Source organism: Vogesella lacus, from assembly GCF_979366295.1.
Genome location: NZ_CEETQT010000004.1, coordinates 164,135 through 180,608, shown reverse-complemented (window position 1 = coordinate 180,608; position 16,474 = coordinate 164,135). Strand labels below are relative to the sequence as shown.

Below are 16,474 nucleotides of genomic sequence, written 5' to 3'. Positions count from 1 at the left end.
TCAGAACAGCAGTACGGTACTCAACAGCAACAACACCGCCAGCACACGATTCAGCAGCCGCACCCGCGCCGCCGACTGCAGATGCCGCCCCAGCGCCATGCCGGCATAGGCCCAGCAAGCCAGCGAGACATAGCAAATCGCCCAGTACAGCGCGCTGAACTGCCACACCAGCAGGCTGTCATCACCGGCAAAAGCCCCCATGCCAGCCACCGATGCCAGCCAGGCCTTGGGATTCAGCCACTGCATCAGCGCGCCTTGCCAGTAGGACGGGCCGCGGCCGGCCTCCCCTTCGCCCAGCACCCCGTCCGCGCCGAACAGCTTCCACGCCATATACAACAAGAACACCGCGCCGGCCCATTTGATGACCTCGGTCACCCCCGGCCAGTGCAGCAGCAGCTCGTGCAGGCCCAGACCGATCAGCAATAACAGCAGGGTGAAGCCCATCGTCGCGCCGGTGACATGGCGCATGCTGGCGCGAAAACCGTATTGCACACCATAGGCAAGGCCTAGCAGATTGACCGGCCCCGGAGAAATCGACGCCGCCAGCGCAAACAGCGCCATAGACCAATACAGACTCATGAAAACTCCCTGAAGAGATAAACGAGTCTGCAGCCTAGAGAAATCAGCCACGCCGGTATTGAAGGAAATTACCCTGCCGCCTTCTTGTCCGTCTGTCAGCCTGGACGCAAGAGCCCGCGCGCGGTGTCGCCGATTCATACAGCCAAGCGCTTGCCAACTCACATCATATTAATGATAATGATTCGCATTTGATTGATATCAAGACGGAAGGACATCCATCATGCAGCCATGTCTGGCAGATCGCTGGCGGCAACATATCCAGTCCGGCAATCAGGCGTTTGACCGCCTGCGCAGCAAGCAGGCGATGTTCCATTACCGCGCCGCGCTGGATATCGCCCGCAGCCTGCTGGGCAACTGGCATGACGCCGAAGAAGCGCTGGCCATGCTGGTGGTGTCCTATCACAACCTGGCCGATCTCTGCCGCCAGCACCAGCACGCCGACGGTGCGGCCAACCTCGTCTGCCACATCCACAAGCTGCTGTGCCGCATCGCCGGCAACAGCCAGTACGACGCCGACTGGCAGCTGGCTGCGCAGCGCCACAGCCGCATGAGTTATGCCGAGCTATGCCGCCACCAGCAGGACTTCGGCCCGCATCCGCAAGTTGCCGCCGCGCTGCAATACCTCGCCCTGCCGCGCCCTGTTACCCACTGAGGACTCACCATGCACACCCTGCCTGCCCTGCCTTACGCCTATGACGCGCTCGAGCCTCATGTCGATGCGCTGACCATGGAAATCCACCACAGCCGCCATCACCAGACCTACGTCAACGGCCTGAATGCCGCGGTGAAAGACACGCCTTATGCCGACAGCCCGCTGGCCGATCTGCTGGCCGGCATCGCCCAGCTGCCAGAAAACCTGCAGGCCGCGGTCCGCAACCACGGTGGCGGCCACGCCAATCACAGCCTGTTCTGGCAGGTGATGTCGCCAACTGGCGGCGGTGAGCCGCAAGGCGAGCTGGCTGCCGCCATCGAGCGCGAGCTGGGTGGCTTTGCCCGCTTCTGCGAGCTGTTTACCCAGGCCGCCATCAGCCGCTTCGGCAGCGGCTGGGCCTGGCTGTGCGTGACGCCGGCGGGCAAGCTCACGGTGGAAAGCAGCGCCAACCAGGATAGCCCGCTGATGCACGGCCACACACCGATTCTCGGCCTCGATGTGTGGGAACACGCCTACTACCTGAAATACCAGAACAAGCGGCCGGAATACATCGCCGCCTTCTACCGCGTGATCAACTGGGCCGAGGTTGGCCGCAACTATCTGGCGGCGCGCGGATGAGCAGCGTCATCGCCCGCCACGCCTGGCGGCCGCGCTGGCGGCAGCTGCTGGGCCTGCTGATTTTCAGCGCCGGCATTCTGGCCGCCAGCAGCCAGCTGTGGTTACAGCTGCATGGCGATGTGCGGCTGTGGAATGCACTGCTGGCTGGCTTGATGGCCGCGCTGGCGACCACGCTCGGCGCGCTGCCGGTCTTGCTGACCCGCCAGCCGGGCCAGCAGGTGCTGGATGCCATGCTGGGCTTTGGCGCCGGCGTGATGCTGGCCGCCTGCGCCTTCTCGCTGATCGTGCCTGGCCTGGCTGCGGCCAACCTTGCCGGCTTTAAGCAGTCCACGTCTGCGCTGATGATTGCGGGTGGCATTCTGGCCGGCGGCGTGCTGATGTTGCTGCTGGAGCGCTGGCTGCCGCACGAGCACTTCATCAAGGGCGTCGAGGGCCAGAGTCATCACCGTCTGCAGCGCGTGTGGCTGTTCGTGTTTGCCATCGTGCTGCACAACATCCCCGAGGGCCTGGCCATCGGCGTCGGCTTCATCGGCAATAATGCGGCCGAAGCCAGCGCACTGGCCGGCGGCATCGCCATCCAGGACGTGCCGGAAGGGCTGGTGGTTGCCGGTGCGCTGGTGCAGGTCGGCTATTCGCGCCGCTTTGCCGTGCTGCTGGCGGCATTGTCCGGCCTTGTCGAGCCGCTGGCCGCTCTTGCCGGTGCCTGGCTTGGCAGCCACGCCACACTATTGCCGCTGGCACTGGCCTTTGCTGCCGGCGCGATGTTGTTCGTCATCAGCCACGAGATCATTCCCGAGTCACACCGTCAGGGCCACGAACGCCTCGCCACCAGCGGCCTGATGCTGGGCTTCGTGCTGATGATGGTGCTGGACACCGCCCTGGTCTGAGTCTGGCCAGATCTTCCCCCAAGGTTGGCCGCAGGCTGGCGGCCAACCTTGGCCCTGCCTGCCACCGCTTGTCGCCAGCCATCACGCCGGCGTAGACTGGCCACTTTCCTGCCACCTCTGCCGACAAGAAAGGAGGTTAAATATGGATTTTTCTTTGCGCACCAGACTGCTGGTTCGCGTTTCCAGCGCGTTTGAAAGCTCTTGCCTGCCTACCATCGCACTGCGATAAGCGGGTTCGAGCAAAGCCACACTCACTTCACCCCGAGTCCTTTCTCGACTCACCCTTTGTCGCCAGTGCTTCTGTTGACAGGGACGCCTACGTCCCGAGCAAGCGAGAGCACCAGCATGACAACCCTGATTTCCGCCCTGTCCATTCAACTCGATAATGGCCACGGCCCGCTGTTCCAGCAGCTGTCCTTTACCCTCAGACAAGGCGACCGCATCGGTCTGATCGGCCATAACGGCTGCGGCAAAAGCACGCTGCTGAAACTGCTGGCCGGCAAGATCGCGCCCGATAACGGCCAGATCCAGTACGCCGCCGCCTGCCGGCTGCAATGGGTAGAACAACAACTGCCACCCGCCCTGTCTGCCCTGGGCACCCTTGAGGCGCTGCAAGAAGCCGTGCCCGTCGAACAGCAATGGCGCGCCGACAGCCTGCTGGCCGAGCTCGGTCTGCAAGATGACGCCGCCACGCCGGTCGCCGGCCTCAGCGGCGGCCAACACACCCGGCTGCTGCTGGGCCGCGCGCTACTGCGCCAGCCCAATCTGCTGTTGCTGGACGAGCCGAGCAACCACCTCGACCTGCCGGCCATGCTGTGGCTGGAAGACTTCCTGTCGCGCTGGCCTGGCAGCTTTGTGCTGGTTTCGCACGATGCGCGCCTGCTTGATCGTTGCACCCGGCACAGCTGGATCATGCGCGATGCGCGGCTCTACCGTTTTGAGCTGCCCTGCAGCGCCGCGCTGGCGACCTTGGCCGAAGCCGACGAGGCCGCACGCGCGCGTCACGCCGGCGAGCAACAGGAAATCGACCGCCTCAACGCCAGCAGCAAACGGCTGGCGATCTGGGGGCGCGAGCACGACAACGAAAAACTGCTGCGCCAGGCCAGGTCGATGGAAAAACGCATCGACAAGCTCAAGGACGCGCAGACCTTTGTCAGCCGAGGCAGCCCGTGGCAACTGACGCTGCATGGCCAGGCCTTGGCCGCCGACCGCCTGCTGGCCTTCGAGGCGCTGCCGGTCAGCCCCGCCGCCGGCCTGCCCGCGCTTTTTACCGCCGAAAACCTGTGGCTGCGCCCCGGCGACAAAGTAGCGCTGCTCGGTGCCAACGGCAGCGGCAAATCGTCGCTGCTGCGCCAGTGCTGGGCAGACCGTCAGCACGGCGAGCCGCGCGCCGGCTGGCAATGGCATCCGCAAGCCAGCATCGCCTACTACGACCAGTCGCAGCAGCAGCTGGCCGACAACGCCAGCCTGCTGGAGGCGCTGTATCCGCTGGCACCGCTGCCGGAGGCCAACCGCAAGCAGGCGCTGATTGCCGCCGGCTTTGCCTACCCGCGCCACAGTCAGCCGGTTGCCTCGCTCAGCGGCGGCGAACGCGCCCGGCTGCTGTTCCTCGCGCTATCGCTGGCCAGCCATCACCTGCTGTGGCTGGACGAGCCGAGCAACCATCTTGATCTGGCCGGCAAGCGCGAACTCGCCAGCGCGCTGGCCGGCTTTGCCGGCGGCGTGCTGCTGGTCTCGCATGATCGCGAGCTGATCGAGGCCAGCTGCAACCGTTTCTGGGTGCTGCGCGATGGCAAGCTTGCCGAATGGCCGGATGCCGAGGCGGCTTATCAGGCGCTATTCGCCACACCCGCCACGGCGGCCAAGCTTGCGCCGGCAGCGCAGCCCGCCCCTGCGCCAACTGGCGCGGACGACGAGGCCGCTCAGTGGCAACAGCTGTATGCACTGGAAGCCCTGCTGCAGGCTGATCTCGCCCGCAAACCTCGCCATCAGAAACCGCTGCAACAGCAAGACTGGCGGGCAGAGATAGACCGGCTGGAAAAACTGCTGGGCTTGCAGGATGCCTGAGCAGGCATAGCAAAAAGCTTGGCCGCAGTGCCATCACGGCTTGCGGCCAACCTTTCCCTGCCAGCAAGAAAAACGGCTTGCCATCTGGCAAGCCGTTTTGTCGGGATCAGCCGCTGGATCAGCTGTTGGCTGCGCGATAGCGGCGGATCAGCGCCTTGGTCGAGCAGTCATGCGGCGCGTCGGCCAGCTTGCCGGCCAGCTCGGCATGAATGGTCTTGGCCAGTTGCTTGCCCAGCTCCACACCCCACTGGTCGAAGCTGTTGATATTCCAGATCACGCCCTGCACGAAGATCTTGTGCTCGTACAGTGCAATCAGGCTGCCCAGATTGCGCGGGTCGAGGCGGTCCATCAGGATGGCGTTGGTCGGGCGGTTGCCATCGAACACCTTGTGCGGCACCAGCGCTTCCAGCGCCTCGCCGGACAGGCCTTTTTCCACCAGCTCGGCACGCGCCTCTTCGGCGGTCTTGCCGCGCATGAAGGCTTCGGCCTGGGCAAATACGTTGGCCAGCAGGATCTCGTGATGGCCCGGCAGGCTGGAACGGTTCTGCAGCGACACGATCAGGTCGATAGGCGAAATGTGCGTGCCCTGATGCAAGAGCTGGAAGAAGGCATGCTGGCCGTTGATGCCGGTCTCGCCCCAGATAATCGGTGCGGTCTCGAAATCGACGCTCTTGCCATCGACACAGACTTTCTTGCCGTTGGATTCCATATCCAGCTGCTGGATGAAGGCTGGCAGACGGTGCAGATACTGGTCGTACGGCGCAATCACATGGCTGCCGCCGCCGTAGTAGTTGATGTACCAGATGCCTATCATCGCCAGCAGCACCGGCATGTTTTCTTCAAACGGCGCATTGTAGAAATGCTGGTCCATGATGTGAGCGCCGTTGAGCAGCTCGGTGAAATTCTCTTCACCCAGATACAGCATGATGGGCAGGCCGATGGCCGACCACAGGCTATAACGGCCGCCAACCCAGTCCCAGAATTCGAACATGTTTGCCGGGTCGATACCGAAGTCGGCCACCGCTTTCTGATTGGTCGATACCGCCACGAAGTGCTTGGCCACGGCTTTTTCGTCACGCGCACGCTGGACAAACCAGTCGCGGGCGGTCAATGCATTGGTCAGCGTTTCCTGGGTGGTGAAGGTCTTGGAAGCCACCACGAACAGCGTGGTTTCCGGGTGTACTTTCTTCAGGGTTTCCTTCAGCTGCGCGCCGTCTACGTTGGAGACGAAGTGCATATTCATGCGCGGATGGCCGAAAGGCTTGAGCGCCGAGCACACCATCAGTGGGCCCAGATCAGAGCCGCCGATGCCGATATTGACGATGTCGGTAATCGGCTGGTGGGTGTAACCCAGCCATTCGCCGCTGCGCACCGCATGGGTGAACTTGCCCATGCGCTCCAGCACCGAGTTGACCTTGGGCATCACATTGTCGCCATCAACCAGAATCGGCGAATTGGTACGGTTACGCAGTGCCACGTGCAGCACCGAACGGCCTTCGGTGCTGTTGATCTTTTCGCCCTTGAACATCGCCTTGATCTTGCCCGGCAGGCCGCTTTCGCGCGCCAGCTGCATCAGGCCTTTCAGCGTCTCGTCGGTGATGCGGTTCTTGGAGTAATCGAGAAACAGACCGCCGACTTCCAGCGAGTAGCGTTCGGCGCGTTGTTCATCCTGCGCGAACATCTCGCGCATATGCAGTTGTTTCGCCTCGGCGAAGTGCTCCCACAGCGCATGCCATGCCGGAAGCTCGGTCAGTTTGCTCATATTGACTCCAGTGTATGTGTTGCCGACTGTCACTTGGCTCAGTCGTGTTCGTCTTGATCAGCGCGCAGTCTTTTCTGTTTCAGGCTGCGCTTGGCTTTTTCCAGTTGGCCCGACAGACTCGGGCCGCGCCGCAGGGCGACGCCAACCGTCAGAATGTCGATCAACACCAGATGCAGGATGCGCGACAGCATCGGGCTGTAGGTCTCGCTGTCTTCCGGTGAGTCCACCGCCAGCGTGACGGTCGCGCGGCGTGCCAGCGGGGTATCCGGCACGGTAATCGCAATCACCGGCACACCACCGGCAATCGCGGTATCGACGGCATCCATCAGCTCGCGCGAACGGCCGGAGCTGGAGATCGCCACCACCACATCGTCCGGCGTCAGCACCGAAGCCGCCATCACCTGAATGTGGCTGTCGGCGTAGGCCACGGTCGGAATACCGAAGCGGAAGAATTTGTGCTGGGCATCGGCGGCGATGATGCCGGAGTTGCCCAGACCGTAAAATTCGATACGGCGCGCATGCGACAGCAGATGCACGGCCTCGTCTACCGCCTGCGGATTGATGTCGTTGCGACACTTGAGCAGCGCGGTGACGGTGTTGTCGAACACCTTGGCGGTGATTTCCGACACCGGGTCTTCCGGGCGCACGCTCGAATGCACATAAGGCACGCCACCTACCAGGGTGCCGGCCAGTTTCAGTTTGAAGTCGGACAGGCCGGTAAAGCCCATGCTGCGACAGAAGCGGATCACCGTCGGCTGGCTGACGCCGGCACTGGCGGCGATATCGGCCACCGCCGACTGCATCACGGTATACGGTTGCGCCAGTACCTGTTCGGCCACGCGGCGCTCGGCACCGGACAGTTTGTCCAGGTCGGCACGGATTTTCTCAAGCATGCTGTGCCTCCAGATAATCGTTAAGAGCGGTCTGTACCCCGGTCAGGGCCGGGTAGGCGCTATGTATCACGAATACCGGCAAGGCGGCCAGATAGTTGCGGCAACGGCCATGTGCCTCGAAACGCGCACGAAAATCGGAATTGGCAAAGAATTCGCCAAAACGCGGCACGATGCCGCCACCGATATACACGCCGCCAACTGCGCCGAGTATCAGCGCCAAGTTGGCCGCAGCCGTGCCCAGCATGCCGCAGAACAGCGCCAGCACCTCGCGACAGCGTGCGCACTCACCACTCAGGCCCTGCTTGCTGATCTGCGCTGCCGTCAGCTGGCCGGCCGGCTCGCCCGCTTCAGCCGCCAGCGCATCGTAAATCAGCTCGAGACCGGGGCCGGACAGGAAACGCTCGGCCGAGACATGTTCGCCAAAACGCCCCTTGGCGTATTGCCACAGCCGCCACTCGGCATCATTTTGCGGCGCGAACGACACATGGCCGCCCTCGCCTGCCAGCGGCAGCCACTGCCGGCCAGCCGGCACCAGCCCGGACACGCCAAGGCCGGTCCCTGCGCCCAGCAGCGCCTTCGCGCCGGCACGCACTTCGCCACCGCCGATCTGCTGCAATTCGTGCGCCGGCAGTTGTGGCAGAGACAGCGCCAGCACGGTGAAATCGTTGAGCACCAGCAAGGTGGTGAAGCCCAGTGCCTGACGGGTTTCCTCGATCGAAAACGCCCAGTGGTGGTTGGTCATGCGTACTTCGTCACCGGTAATCGCGGTAGCGATGCCGATGGCGGCGTGATGCACGGCGCGCGTGCCGACCTGCGTCAGGTAGTGGCGAATCGCCTCGCCCAGCGTGGCGTAGTCCTTGCACGGCAGCACATCGATGTCTTCGAGCACGCCGGGGGCGGTTTCCAGCGCAAACCGCGCATTGGTGCCGCCGATATCGGCCAGCAGACGCGGATAGGGATTAGGCAGACCAGTAGACATGGAGCGGCTTCTCCGACTGTTGCAGCACATGGCTGATAGGTTGGGCGGCAGTCAGGGTGCGGCAGGCTTCGTCCAGCACGCTGCGCTTGCGCTCGCCGGCAATCGCCAGATACAGCTTGCCGCTGCGCAACAGCTCGGCCAGCGTCATGCTGATGCGCGCATGTGGCGCGGCCGGCGGAATCACGCCGATCAGCGCCGCGGCATTGCCACGATCCAGCCCGGCGGCCAGCGCGGCCGCCTCGGGAAACAGCGAGGCGGTGTGGCCATCTTCGCCCATGCCCAGCACCACCACATCCGGTGTCTGCCAGTTGGCCGCAGCCGCCGCCACCGCGGCGTCAAGGTTGGCCGCATCATCGACCATGGCGACGAAACGCGCCGCAGCCGCCTGATCCTGCAACAGATAGTCCTGCACCAGGCCGGCATTGCTGTCGGCGTGGCCCGGCGGCACCAGCCGCTCGTCTACCAGGGTAATGCTGACCTTGTCCCAGGCCAGCGGCCGGGCTGCCAGCGCCTGGAAGAACGGCACCGGCGAGCGGCCGCCGGAGACGGCCAGTACCGCCTGGCCACGCGCGGCGATCGCGGCGGCCAGATCGGCGGCCACGGCGACGGCCAGCTGGCTGGCGCTGACGGCAGAAGATTCGAATTCGTGGAAAATCATGTCTGTTGCTCCCGTGCTTGGGGGGCGGGCACTGCGTGGTGCCCGTCATATTCTGTTGTTTGGCGTCACCGTTTACGGATGATCGCGCCGGGCAGCGAGGCCGCCCGGGTCAGACTCAGGCCTCTTCGTGCCAGGAAATGCCGTCACGCGACAGCAGGGCGCTGGACGCGGCCGGGCCCCAGGTGCCGGCGGTGTACTGCTTGGCCGGATTGGTGCTGCGCGCCCAGTTGTCCATGATGGGCTCGACCCAGCGCCAGGCTTCCACCAGCTCGTCACGGCGCATGAACAGTGCCAGCTTGCCGCGGATCACATCCAGCAGCAGACGCTCGTAGGCATCGGCGCGACGCACCTTGAAGGATTCGTGGAAGTCCAGATTGAGGTTCACCGGCTGCAGACGCTGGGTATCGCCCGGCTCTTTGGCCAGGAAGTACAAGCGGATGCTTTCTTCCGGCTGCAGGCGGATCACCAGACGGTTGGCAGTGTTCATGCCCAGCGGGCTCGGGAACAGATGGTGCGGCACATCGCGGAAGTTGATCACGATCTCGGCCAGTCGCTCCTGCATGCGCTTGCCGGTACGCAGATAGAACGGCACGCCGGACCAGCGCCAGTTGTCGATCTCGGCCTTGATGGCAACGAAGGTTTCGGTCTGGCTGCCGGCCGGAATGCCCTGCTCGTCCAGATAGCCGATAACAGGTTGGCCGCCAACGGCGCCGGCCTTGTACTGGCCGCGCACGGTCTTGCTGGCCACGTCCTGCTCGGAGAACGGACGCAGCGCCTTCAGCACCTTGAGCTTCTCGTCGCGCACCGCGTCAGCGCCAAGGTTGGCCGGCGGCTCCATCGCCACGATACACAAGAGCTGCAACAGGTGGTTCTGCACCATATCGCGCAGCGCACCGGTGTTGTCGTAGAAGTCGCCACGGGTGCCGACACCGATGTCTTCGGAAATGGTGATCTGCACATTGTGGATCCACTCGCGACGCCACAGCGGCTCGAACAGCGCATTGGCAAAGCGAATCGACAGCAGGTTCTGTACCGATTCCTTGCCCAGATAGTGGTCGATACGGTAGAGCTGTTCTTCCTTGAAGTGACGCGCAACCGCCTCGTTGATCTCGTTGGAAGAATCCAGATCGTGGCCCAGCGGTTTTTCCAGTACCACGCGTACCTTGTCGTGATTGAGGCCAACCGCGGCAAGGTTGTCGCAGATGCCTTCAAACAGGTCAGGCGCGGTCGCGAGGTAACAGACGGTCACGCGATCAGGATATTGCGCCAGCGCTTCGGCCAGAGCCGGATAATGTGCCGGCGTGGCGGCATCAACCTTCAGATATTCGACGCGCGCGAGGAAGCCGGCCCAGGCCGCTTCGTCAAACGCCTCCTTGATGTGGATACGCGAGCTTTTCTCGACCGAGGCCAGATACTCCTCGCGACTGATGTCGCGGCGGCCGAGTGCCAGGATGCGGCCATGATTGTTAAGCAGGCCGGCGGTATGGGCCTGGTACAGCGACGGCAGCAGCTTGCGCATGACCAGATCGCCGGTGCCCCCGAACAGCACCATATCAAAAGCCGGGGTGTGCAGGTTTGCGTTCTCCATCCTGTTTTACTCTCGCGTTCAGCATTGGTTTGGATGTAGTTATATTACCAAACACTTGCTTATTGTCCATGTGCATGCTCTTTACACCCCTATCGACTACACGGGTGTATCCCGCCGACAACAACGACATAACACACTGTTTCACAAGCATTTACTAACAACAATACCAGTAAGTTACCACTTTTTCTCGCGTAATTACTTGCCAACAAAGTGTAGTAAAACTACCATTCAGACACCATCAATCAGGTGAAACACCCGCCATGAGCCTGCACCCCGTACTGCAACGTGTTACCCAGCGCATCATCGAGCGCAGCCGCAACAGCCGTTCTGCCTATCTGGAAGGTGCGCGCGCCGCGATGCGCCAGGGCAAAGTCGAGCGTTCGCAACTGTCCTGTACCAATCAGGCTCATGCCTTTGCCGCCATGCCGGACGGCATCAAGATTCACCTGAAAGAAACCGCTCGCCCCAATCTGGCGATCGTATCTGCCTATAACGACATGCTGTCGGCCCACCAGCCGCTGGAAACCTACCCGGCCATCATCAAGGAAGAAGCCCTGAAGGCTGGCGCGACTGCCCAGTTTGCCGGTGGCGTACCGGCGATGTGCGACGGCGTGACCCAGGGCTTTGAGGGCATGGAACTGTCGCTGTTCTCGCGTGACGTGATTGCGATGAGCACGGCAATTGCCCTGTCCCACCAGATGTTTGATGCCGCGCTGTATCTGGGCGTGTGCGACAAGATCGTGCCGGGCCTGTTGATCGGCGCGCTGTCCTTTGGCCATCTGCCGGCGCTGTTCGTGCCGGCCGGCCCGATGACTTCCGGCATTGCCAATGACGAAAAAGCCAAGGTGCGTCAGCTGTACGCAGAGGGCAAGGTTGGCCGCGATGCGCTGCTGGCGTCCGAAATGGCGTCGTACCATGGCCCGGGCACCTGTACCTTCTACGGCACCGCCAACTCCAACCAGATGCTGATGGAGATCATGGGCCTGCACGTACCGGGCGCCGCCTTCGTCAACCCGAATACCCCGCTGCGCGATGCCTATACCCGCGCGGCAAGCCGTGTGGCCGTCGATATCTCGGCCCAGGGCAAACGTTTTACCCCGATCTGTGACGTGATCGACGAGAAGTCCATTGTCAACGGCATCGTCGGCCTGCTGGCCACCGGTGGCTCGACCAACCACACCCTGCACATCAATGCCATTGCCCGTGCGGCCGGCATCGATATCAACTGGGATGATTTTGACGAGCTGTCTGCGGTAGTGCCGCTGCTGGTGCGTGCCTACCCGAACGGCAAGGCCGATGTGAACCACTTCCACGCCGCCGGTGGCATGGGCTTCGTGATCCGCGAACTGCTGGATGCCGGTCTGCTGCACGACGACGTGACTACGGTGATGGGCAAAGGTTTGCGCGCGCACAGCCAGGAAGGCTTCCTGCAGGATGGTGAACTGGCGCTGCGCGACGCACCGGCCATTTCCGGCGACAGCAATGTGGTGCGCACTGTCGGCGACGCTTTCTCGGCCGATGGCGGCCTCAAGGTGCTGGCCGGCAATATCGGCCGCGCGGTGATCAAGGTCTCCGCCGTCAAGCCCGAGCATCGTGTGGTAGAAGCGCCGGCCGTGGTATTCCACGACCAGAACGAACTGATCGCGGCGTTCAAGCGCGGCGAACTCGAAAAAGACTTTATCGCGGTGATCCGCTTCCAGGGCCCGCGCGCCAACGGCATGCCCGAGCTGCACAAACTGACGCCGCCGCTGGGTGTGCTGCAGGAGCGTGGCTTCAAGGTAGCGCTGGTCACCGACGGCCGCATGTCAGGTGCCTCCGGCAAGGTGCCGGCGGCGATTCACGTCTCGCCCGAAGCGGTGCTCGGCGGTGATATCGCCAAGGTGCGCAACGGCGACCTGCTGCGTCTTGATGCCGACAAGGGCGAGCTGACCGTCCTGGTGGATGCTGCCGAATGGGCGGCGCGCGAGCATGTTGCGGCCAACCTTGACGGCAACCAGCGTGGCGTAGGCCGCGATCTGTTTGCCGGCTTCCGCCAGCTGGCCACCACGGCCGAAGAAGGCGCGATGAGCTTTGCCCACCCGCTGTGGACCAAAGCACAATAATCGGATGTTGCCGGGCGGCCATCGCCGCCCGCCTGAAAGGATGAAACCATGGATGCACTGAATCTGCTTCGTCAAAGCCCGGTGATGCCGGTGATTGTGGTCAACGATGCGGCCATCGCCGTCGACCTCGCCCATGCCCTGGTGGAAGGCGGCATCCGCACCCTCGAAATCACCCTGCGCACCAAGGCCGCGCTGGCCGCCATGCGCCGCATCCGTGACGAAGTGCCGGATGCGCTGGTTGGTGCCGGTACCGTGCGTACCCGCGCCCACCTCGAAGCGGCGCTCGACGCCGGTGCCCAGTTCGGCATCAGCCCGGGCCTGACCCACGAGTTGGCCGCAGCCGCACGCGCCTCCGGCATCCCGTTTATCCCCGGCGTGGCGACGCCGTCCGAGGCAATGCAGGCTCAGGACGAAGGCTTCAATATCCTGAAGCTGTTCCCGGCCGAAGCAGTCGGCGGCATCAAGCTGCTGAAATCACTGGCCGGCCCGCTGCCGGAAGTGCGTTTCTGCCCGACCGGCGGCATCGACATCCACAGCGCGCCCAACTATCTGGCGCTGCCGAATGTACTAGCCGTAGGCGGCAGCTGGCTGACGCCGGATGACGCCATTGCCAGTGGCGACTGGGCGCGCATTACCGCGCTGGCCAAAGAGGCCAATGCCCTGGCCAAGCGCTAAACCGCTACACCATTACTACCGTTTTTCACAAGGGCTTGCCGACTCTCCCCGGCAGGCCCTTTTTTTCGTCCATAGCCTCTTTGGGCTTGCCGTCACGACGATGGTATCCTTGATGCTGACAAACTATTCGGCGGAGAGCAGATAATGAGCATACTGGTAACAGGCGGGGCGGGTTTTATCGGCGGCAATTTCGTCCTCGACTGGTTGGCCGCACACGACGAGCCGGTGATCAATCTCGACAAGCTCACCTATGCCGGCAATCTGCAAACCCTGCAAAGCGTGCTGGACGACCCGCGCCATGTGTTCGTGCAGGGCGATATTGCGGACCGCACCTTGCTGGCCGGCCTCCTGGCCGAACACCAGCCACGCGCAGTGATCAATTTCGCCGCCGAGAGCCATGTCGACCGTTCGATCCACGGCCCCGGCGACTTCATCCAGACCAATATCGTCGGCACGTTCAATCTGCTCGAGGCGGTACGCGGCTATTGGCAGGGCCTGCCGGCGGCAGAACAGGCAGCCTTCCGCTTTCTGCATGTTTCGACGGATGAAGTCTACGGCACGCTGGGCAAAGATGATCCGGCCTTCAGCGAGCAGCATCGCTACGAGCCTAACAGCCCCTACTCGGCCAGCAAGGCCGCCAGCGATCATCTGGTGCGCGCCTGGTACCACACCTACGGCCTGCCGGTCGTCACCACCAATTGCAGCAATAACTACGGGCCTTATCACTTTCCGGAAAAACTGATTCCGCTGATGATCCTGAATGCGCTGGGCGGTAAGGCACTGCCGGTGTATGGCGATGGCCAGCAGGTGCGCGACTGGCTATATGTGAAAGACCACTGCAGCGCGATTCGCCGGGTGCTCGAGGCTGGCCGTCTGGGTGAAACCTATAATGTCGGTGGCTGGAACGAGAAAACCAACCTCGAGGTCGTGCACACTCTGTGTCAGCTGCTCGACGAACTGCAACCTCGCGCCGACGGCCAGAGCTATCGCAGCCAGATCAGTCATGTGACCGACCGGCCAGGCCACGATCGCCGTTACGCGATTGATGCGCGCAAGCTGCAGGATGAGCTCGGCTGGTTGCCGGCCGAGACCTTCGACAGCGGCATCCGCAAGACGGTTGCCTGGTACCTGGCCAACACGGACTGGGTAGCAGGCATCCAGAGTGGTGCCTACCGTGACTGGCTGAGCCGCCAGTATGGAGAATGAGATGACCCGCATTCTGCTGACCGGGGCCAGTGGCCAGGTAGGTTTCGAACTCAAACGCAGCCTCGCCCTGCACGGCACTCTGCTCTGCCCTTCGCGCCAGGAGCTGGATCTGGCGCAACCCGACAGTATCGCGCTGGCGCTCGACAATTGGCGGCCTGACATCATCGTCAACCCAGCTGCCTATACCGCGGTCGACAAGGCCGAAGACGAGCCGCAACTTGCCCATGCCATCAATAGCACGGCACCAGCAGCGATGGCGCAATGGGCCGCGGCCAACCAGGCCCTGCTGCTGCATTACTCCACCGACTATGTATTTGATGGCCAGAAACACGGCCCCTGGCGCGAGGACGATGCGGCCAATCCGCAGTCGGTCTATGGCCTGTCCAAATGGCAGGGCGAGCAGGCGATCCGCGCCAGTGGCTGTCGCCATTTTATCCTGCGCACCTCGTGGGTGGCCGGCAGCCATGGCCAGAACTTCATGAAAACCATGCTGCGCCTTGCCGCCAGCCGCGACAGCCTGTCGGTAGTGGCCGACCAGTTCGGCGCACCAACCTCAGCCAGCCTGCTGGCCGATATTGCGGCCAACCTTGTCGCACGCAGCCTGCAGCAGCACGAACAGCCCTACGGTACTTACCATGTGGCAAGCCAGGGCTGCACCAGCTGGCACGAGTACGCGAGCTTCGTGATCGCGCTGGCACGCACCGCCGCCTGGCCGCTACGCCTTTCCGGCAGCCCGACTGCCATCCCCAGCCGCGACTACCCGCAAAAAGCCAGCCGGCCCGCCAATTCGCAGCTCGATTGCCACAAACTGCAACAGACTTTCGGCCTCAACCTGCCAGACTGGCAAAGCGCCATCTTTCACTTGTTCCAGACCCTGGACTCAGCGAGAAAACCATGACACGCAAGGGCATCATCCTCGCCGGCGGTTCCGGCACCCGTCTTTATCCGGCCACCCTAGCCGTCAGCAAACAGCTGCTGCCGATCTACGACAAGCCGATGATCTACTATCCGCTGTCCACCCTGCTGCTGGCCGGCATCCGCGACATCCTGATCATCTCAACCCCGCAGGACACGCCACGCTTTGCTCAATTGCTGGGTGATGGCAGCCAGTGGGGCATTTCGCTGCAATACGCGGTGCAGCCCAGCCCGGATGGCCTCGCCCAGGCCTTCATCATCGGCGAGGATTTTCTCGCCGGCGCACCGTCGGCACTGGTGCTCGGCGACAATATCTTTTACGGCCACGACTTCCCGCGCCTGCTGCAGGCCGCCAATGACAGTACCACCGGTGCCACGGTATTTGCCTACCATGTACAGGATCCGGAACGTTACGGTGTGGTCGAGTTTGACCATGCCGGCCACGCCATCAGCATCGAAGAAAAACCGGCGCAGCCCAAGTCGAACTACGCGGTAACCGGCCTGTATTTCTACGACCAGCAGGTGGTCGACATTGCCAAAAACATCCGGCCGTCACCGCGTGGCGAGCTCGAAATTACCGATGTGAACCTCGCCTATCTGCAGCGCGACCAGCTCGATGTGCAGACCATGACGCGCGGTTATGCGTGGCTGGATACCGGCACGCATGACTCGATGCTGGAAGCCAGCCAGTTCATCGCCACCATCGAAAACCGTCAGGGCCTGAAAGTCGCCTGCCTTGAGGAGATCGCCTGGCGCAGCGGCTGGATTGACGATGCGCAGCTGGAAAGGTTGGCCGCGCCACTGAAGAAAAACGCCTACGGCCGCTATCTGCAAGGCTTGCTGGGCTGAGTCCGGACCATGGCAGGCGCGGCAACTTGCCGCGCTCGCCAAAT

Annotated in this window: 15 protein-coding genes; 9 read left to right on the top strand and 6 right to left on the bottom strand. The window is 63.0% G+C overall.

Translation table 11 applies throughout. From position 1 onward, the window contains the following. Positions 1-579: a LysE family translocator gene (locus ACZ9W6_RS06630; RefSeq protein ID WP_465190303.1), complete on the bottom strand. Its 579-nt coding sequence runs from the start codon at positions 577-579 to the stop codon at positions 1-3. Positions 580-799: 220 nt separating this feature from the next. Here ACZ9W6_RS06630 and ACZ9W6_RS06625 point away from each other — a divergent pair, with 220 nt between their 5' ends. The 4 genes from ACZ9W6_RS06625 (at position 800) to ACZ9W6_RS06610 (ending at position 4,803) form a co-directional block, all read left to right on the top strand. Beyond that, on the top strand, positions 800-1,231 hold the full coding sequence (locus tag ACZ9W6_RS06625) for a hypothetical protein (protein WP_465190302.1): 432 nt from the start codon (positions 800-802) through the stop codon (positions 1,229-1,231). Positions 1,232-1,240: 9 nt separating this feature from the next. Further along, on the top strand, positions 1,241-1,849 hold the full coding sequence (locus ACZ9W6_RS06620; protein WP_465190301.1) for a superoxide dismutase: 609 nt from the start codon (positions 1,241-1,243) through the stop codon (positions 1,847-1,849). Beyond that, positions 1,846-2,736: a ZIP family metal transporter gene (locus ACZ9W6_RS06615; protein ID WP_465190300.1), complete on the top strand. Its 891-nt coding sequence runs from the start codon at positions 1,846-1,848 to the stop codon at positions 2,734-2,736. The genes ACZ9W6_RS06620 and ACZ9W6_RS06615 overlap by 4 nt, the downstream gene beginning before the upstream one ends. A gap of 345 nt (positions 2,737-3,081) precedes the next feature. Continuing rightward, positions 3,082-4,803, top strand: coding sequence for an ATP-binding cassette domain-containing protein (locus ACZ9W6_RS06610; protein ID WP_465190299.1), 1,722 nt, complete (start codon positions 3,082-3,084; stop codon positions 4,801-4,803). Positions 4,804-4,921: 118 nt separating this feature from the next. On the opposite strand, the gene pgi is transcribed toward ACZ9W6_RS06610, so the two are convergent. The 5 genes from pgi to zwf all read right to left on the bottom strand — a co-directional run bounded on the left by pgi (position 4,922) and on the right by zwf (position 10,683). Then, on the bottom strand, positions 4,922-6,565 hold the full coding sequence (gene pgi, locus ACZ9W6_RS06605) for a glucose-6-phosphate isomerase (RefSeq protein ID WP_465190298.1): 1,644 nt from the start codon (positions 6,563-6,565) through the stop codon (positions 4,922-4,924). A 38-nt stretch (positions 6,566-6,603) separates the two neighbouring features. Beyond that, complete coding sequence (hexR, locus tag ACZ9W6_RS06600) at positions 6,604-7,458, bottom strand: transcriptional regulator HexR (RefSeq protein ID WP_465190297.1); 855 nt, start codon at positions 7,456-7,458, stop codon at positions 6,604-6,606. After that, complete coding sequence (locus tag ACZ9W6_RS06595; protein WP_465190296.1) at positions 7,451-8,437, bottom strand: glucokinase; 987 nt, start codon at positions 8,435-8,437, stop codon at positions 7,451-7,453. The genes hexR and ACZ9W6_RS06595 overlap by 8 nt, the downstream gene beginning before the upstream one ends. Next, positions 8,418-9,095 carry a 6-phosphogluconolactonase gene (gene pgl / locus ACZ9W6_RS06590; RefSeq protein ID WP_465190295.1) on the bottom strand — a complete coding sequence of 226 codons (678 nt, stop codon included), beginning with the start codon at positions 9,093-9,095 and terminating at the stop codon, positions 8,418-8,420. Before pgl ends, ACZ9W6_RS06595 begins: the two co-directional genes overlap by 20 nt. Before the next feature lie 115 nt (positions 9,096-9,210). Next, positions 9,211-10,683, bottom strand: a complete 1,473-nt coding sequence (gene zwf / locus ACZ9W6_RS06585; RefSeq protein WP_465190294.1) for a glucose-6-phosphate dehydrogenase — start codon at positions 10,681-10,683, stop codon at positions 9,211-9,213. 260 nt (positions 10,684-10,943) lie between these two features. Between zwf and edd the strand changes: the two genes are divergently transcribed. From edd to rfbA, 5 genes are all read left to right on the top strand, one after another. After that, positions 10,944-12,785 carry a phosphogluconate dehydratase gene (gene edd, locus ACZ9W6_RS06580; protein ID WP_465190293.1) on the top strand — a complete coding sequence of 614 codons (1,842 nt, stop codon included), beginning with the start codon at positions 10,944-10,946 and terminating at the stop codon, positions 12,783-12,785. A 48-nt stretch (positions 12,786-12,833) separates the two neighbouring features. Next, on the top strand, positions 12,834-13,460 hold the full coding sequence (locus tag ACZ9W6_RS06575) for a bifunctional 4-hydroxy-2-oxoglutarate aldolase/2-dehydro-3-deoxy-phosphogluconate aldolase (RefSeq protein ID WP_465190292.1): 627 nt from the start codon (positions 12,834-12,836) through the stop codon (positions 13,458-13,460). 144 nt (positions 13,461-13,604) lie between these two features. Further along, on the top strand, positions 13,605-14,666 hold the full coding sequence (gene rfbB, locus ACZ9W6_RS06570; protein WP_465190291.1) for a dTDP-glucose 4,6-dehydratase: 1,062 nt from the start codon (positions 13,605-13,607) through the stop codon (positions 14,664-14,666). A 1-nt stretch (position 14,667) separates the two neighbouring features. Then, positions 14,668-15,564: a dTDP-4-dehydrorhamnose reductase gene (gene rfbD, locus ACZ9W6_RS06565; RefSeq protein ID WP_465190290.1), complete on the top strand. Its 897-nt coding sequence runs from the start codon at positions 14,668-14,670 to the stop codon at positions 15,562-15,564. Then, positions 15,561-16,430 carry a glucose-1-phosphate thymidylyltransferase RfbA gene (gene rfbA / locus ACZ9W6_RS06560; RefSeq protein ID WP_465190289.1) on the top strand — a complete coding sequence of 290 codons (870 nt, stop codon included), beginning with the start codon at positions 15,561-15,563 and terminating at the stop codon, positions 16,428-16,430. The genes rfbD and rfbA overlap by 4 nt, the downstream gene beginning before the upstream one ends. Positions 16,431-16,474 lie beyond the last annotated feature (44 nt).

Coding starts and splice junctions, on each gene's coding strand:
- ACZ9W6_RS06630 (WP_465190303.1), bottom strand. CDS start 579: ATGAGTCTGTATTGGTCTATGGCGCTGTTTGCGCTGGCGGCGTCGATT.
- ACZ9W6_RS06625 (WP_465190302.1), top strand. CDS start 800: ATGCAGCCATGTCTGGCAGATCGCTGGCGGCAACATATCCAGTCCGGC.
- ACZ9W6_RS06620 (WP_465190301.1), top strand. CDS start 1,241: ATGCACACCCTGCCTGCCCTGCCTTACGCCTATGACGCGCTCGAGCCT.
- ACZ9W6_RS06615 (WP_465190300.1), top strand. CDS start 1,846: ATGAGCAGCGTCATCGCCCGCCACGCCTGGCGGCCGCGCTGGCGGCAG.
- ACZ9W6_RS06610 (WP_465190299.1), top strand. CDS start 3,082: ATGACAACCCTGATTTCCGCCCTGTCCATTCAACTCGATAATGGCCAC.
- pgi (WP_465190298.1), bottom strand. CDS start 6,565: ATGAGCAAACTGACCGAGCTTCCGGCATGGCATGCGCTGTGGGAGCAC.
- hexR (WP_465190297.1), bottom strand. CDS start 7,458: ATGCTTGAGAAAATCCGTGCCGACCTGGACAAACTGTCCGGTGCCGAG.
- ACZ9W6_RS06595 (WP_465190296.1), bottom strand. CDS start 8,437: ATGTCTACTGGTCTGCCTAATCCCTATCCGCGTCTGCTGGCCGATATC.
- pgl (WP_465190295.1), bottom strand. CDS start 9,095: ATGATTTTCCACGAATTCGAATCTTCTGCCGTCAGCGCCAGCCAGCTG.
- zwf (WP_465190294.1), bottom strand. CDS start 10,683: ATGGAGAACGCAAACCTGCACACCCCGGCTTTTGATATGGTGCTGTTC.
- edd (WP_465190293.1), top strand. CDS start 10,944: ATGAGCCTGCACCCCGTACTGCAACGTGTTACCCAGCGCATCATCGAG.
- ACZ9W6_RS06575 (WP_465190292.1), top strand. CDS start 12,834: ATGGATGCACTGAATCTGCTTCGTCAAAGCCCGGTGATGCCGGTGATT.
- rfbB (WP_465190291.1), top strand. CDS start 13,605: ATGAGCATACTGGTAACAGGCGGGGCGGGTTTTATCGGCGGCAATTTC.
- rfbD (WP_465190290.1), top strand. CDS start 14,668: ATGACCCGCATTCTGCTGACCGGGGCCAGTGGCCAGGTAGGTTTCGAA.
- rfbA (WP_465190289.1), top strand. CDS start 15,561: ATGACACGCAAGGGCATCATCCTCGCCGGCGGTTCCGGCACCCGTCTT.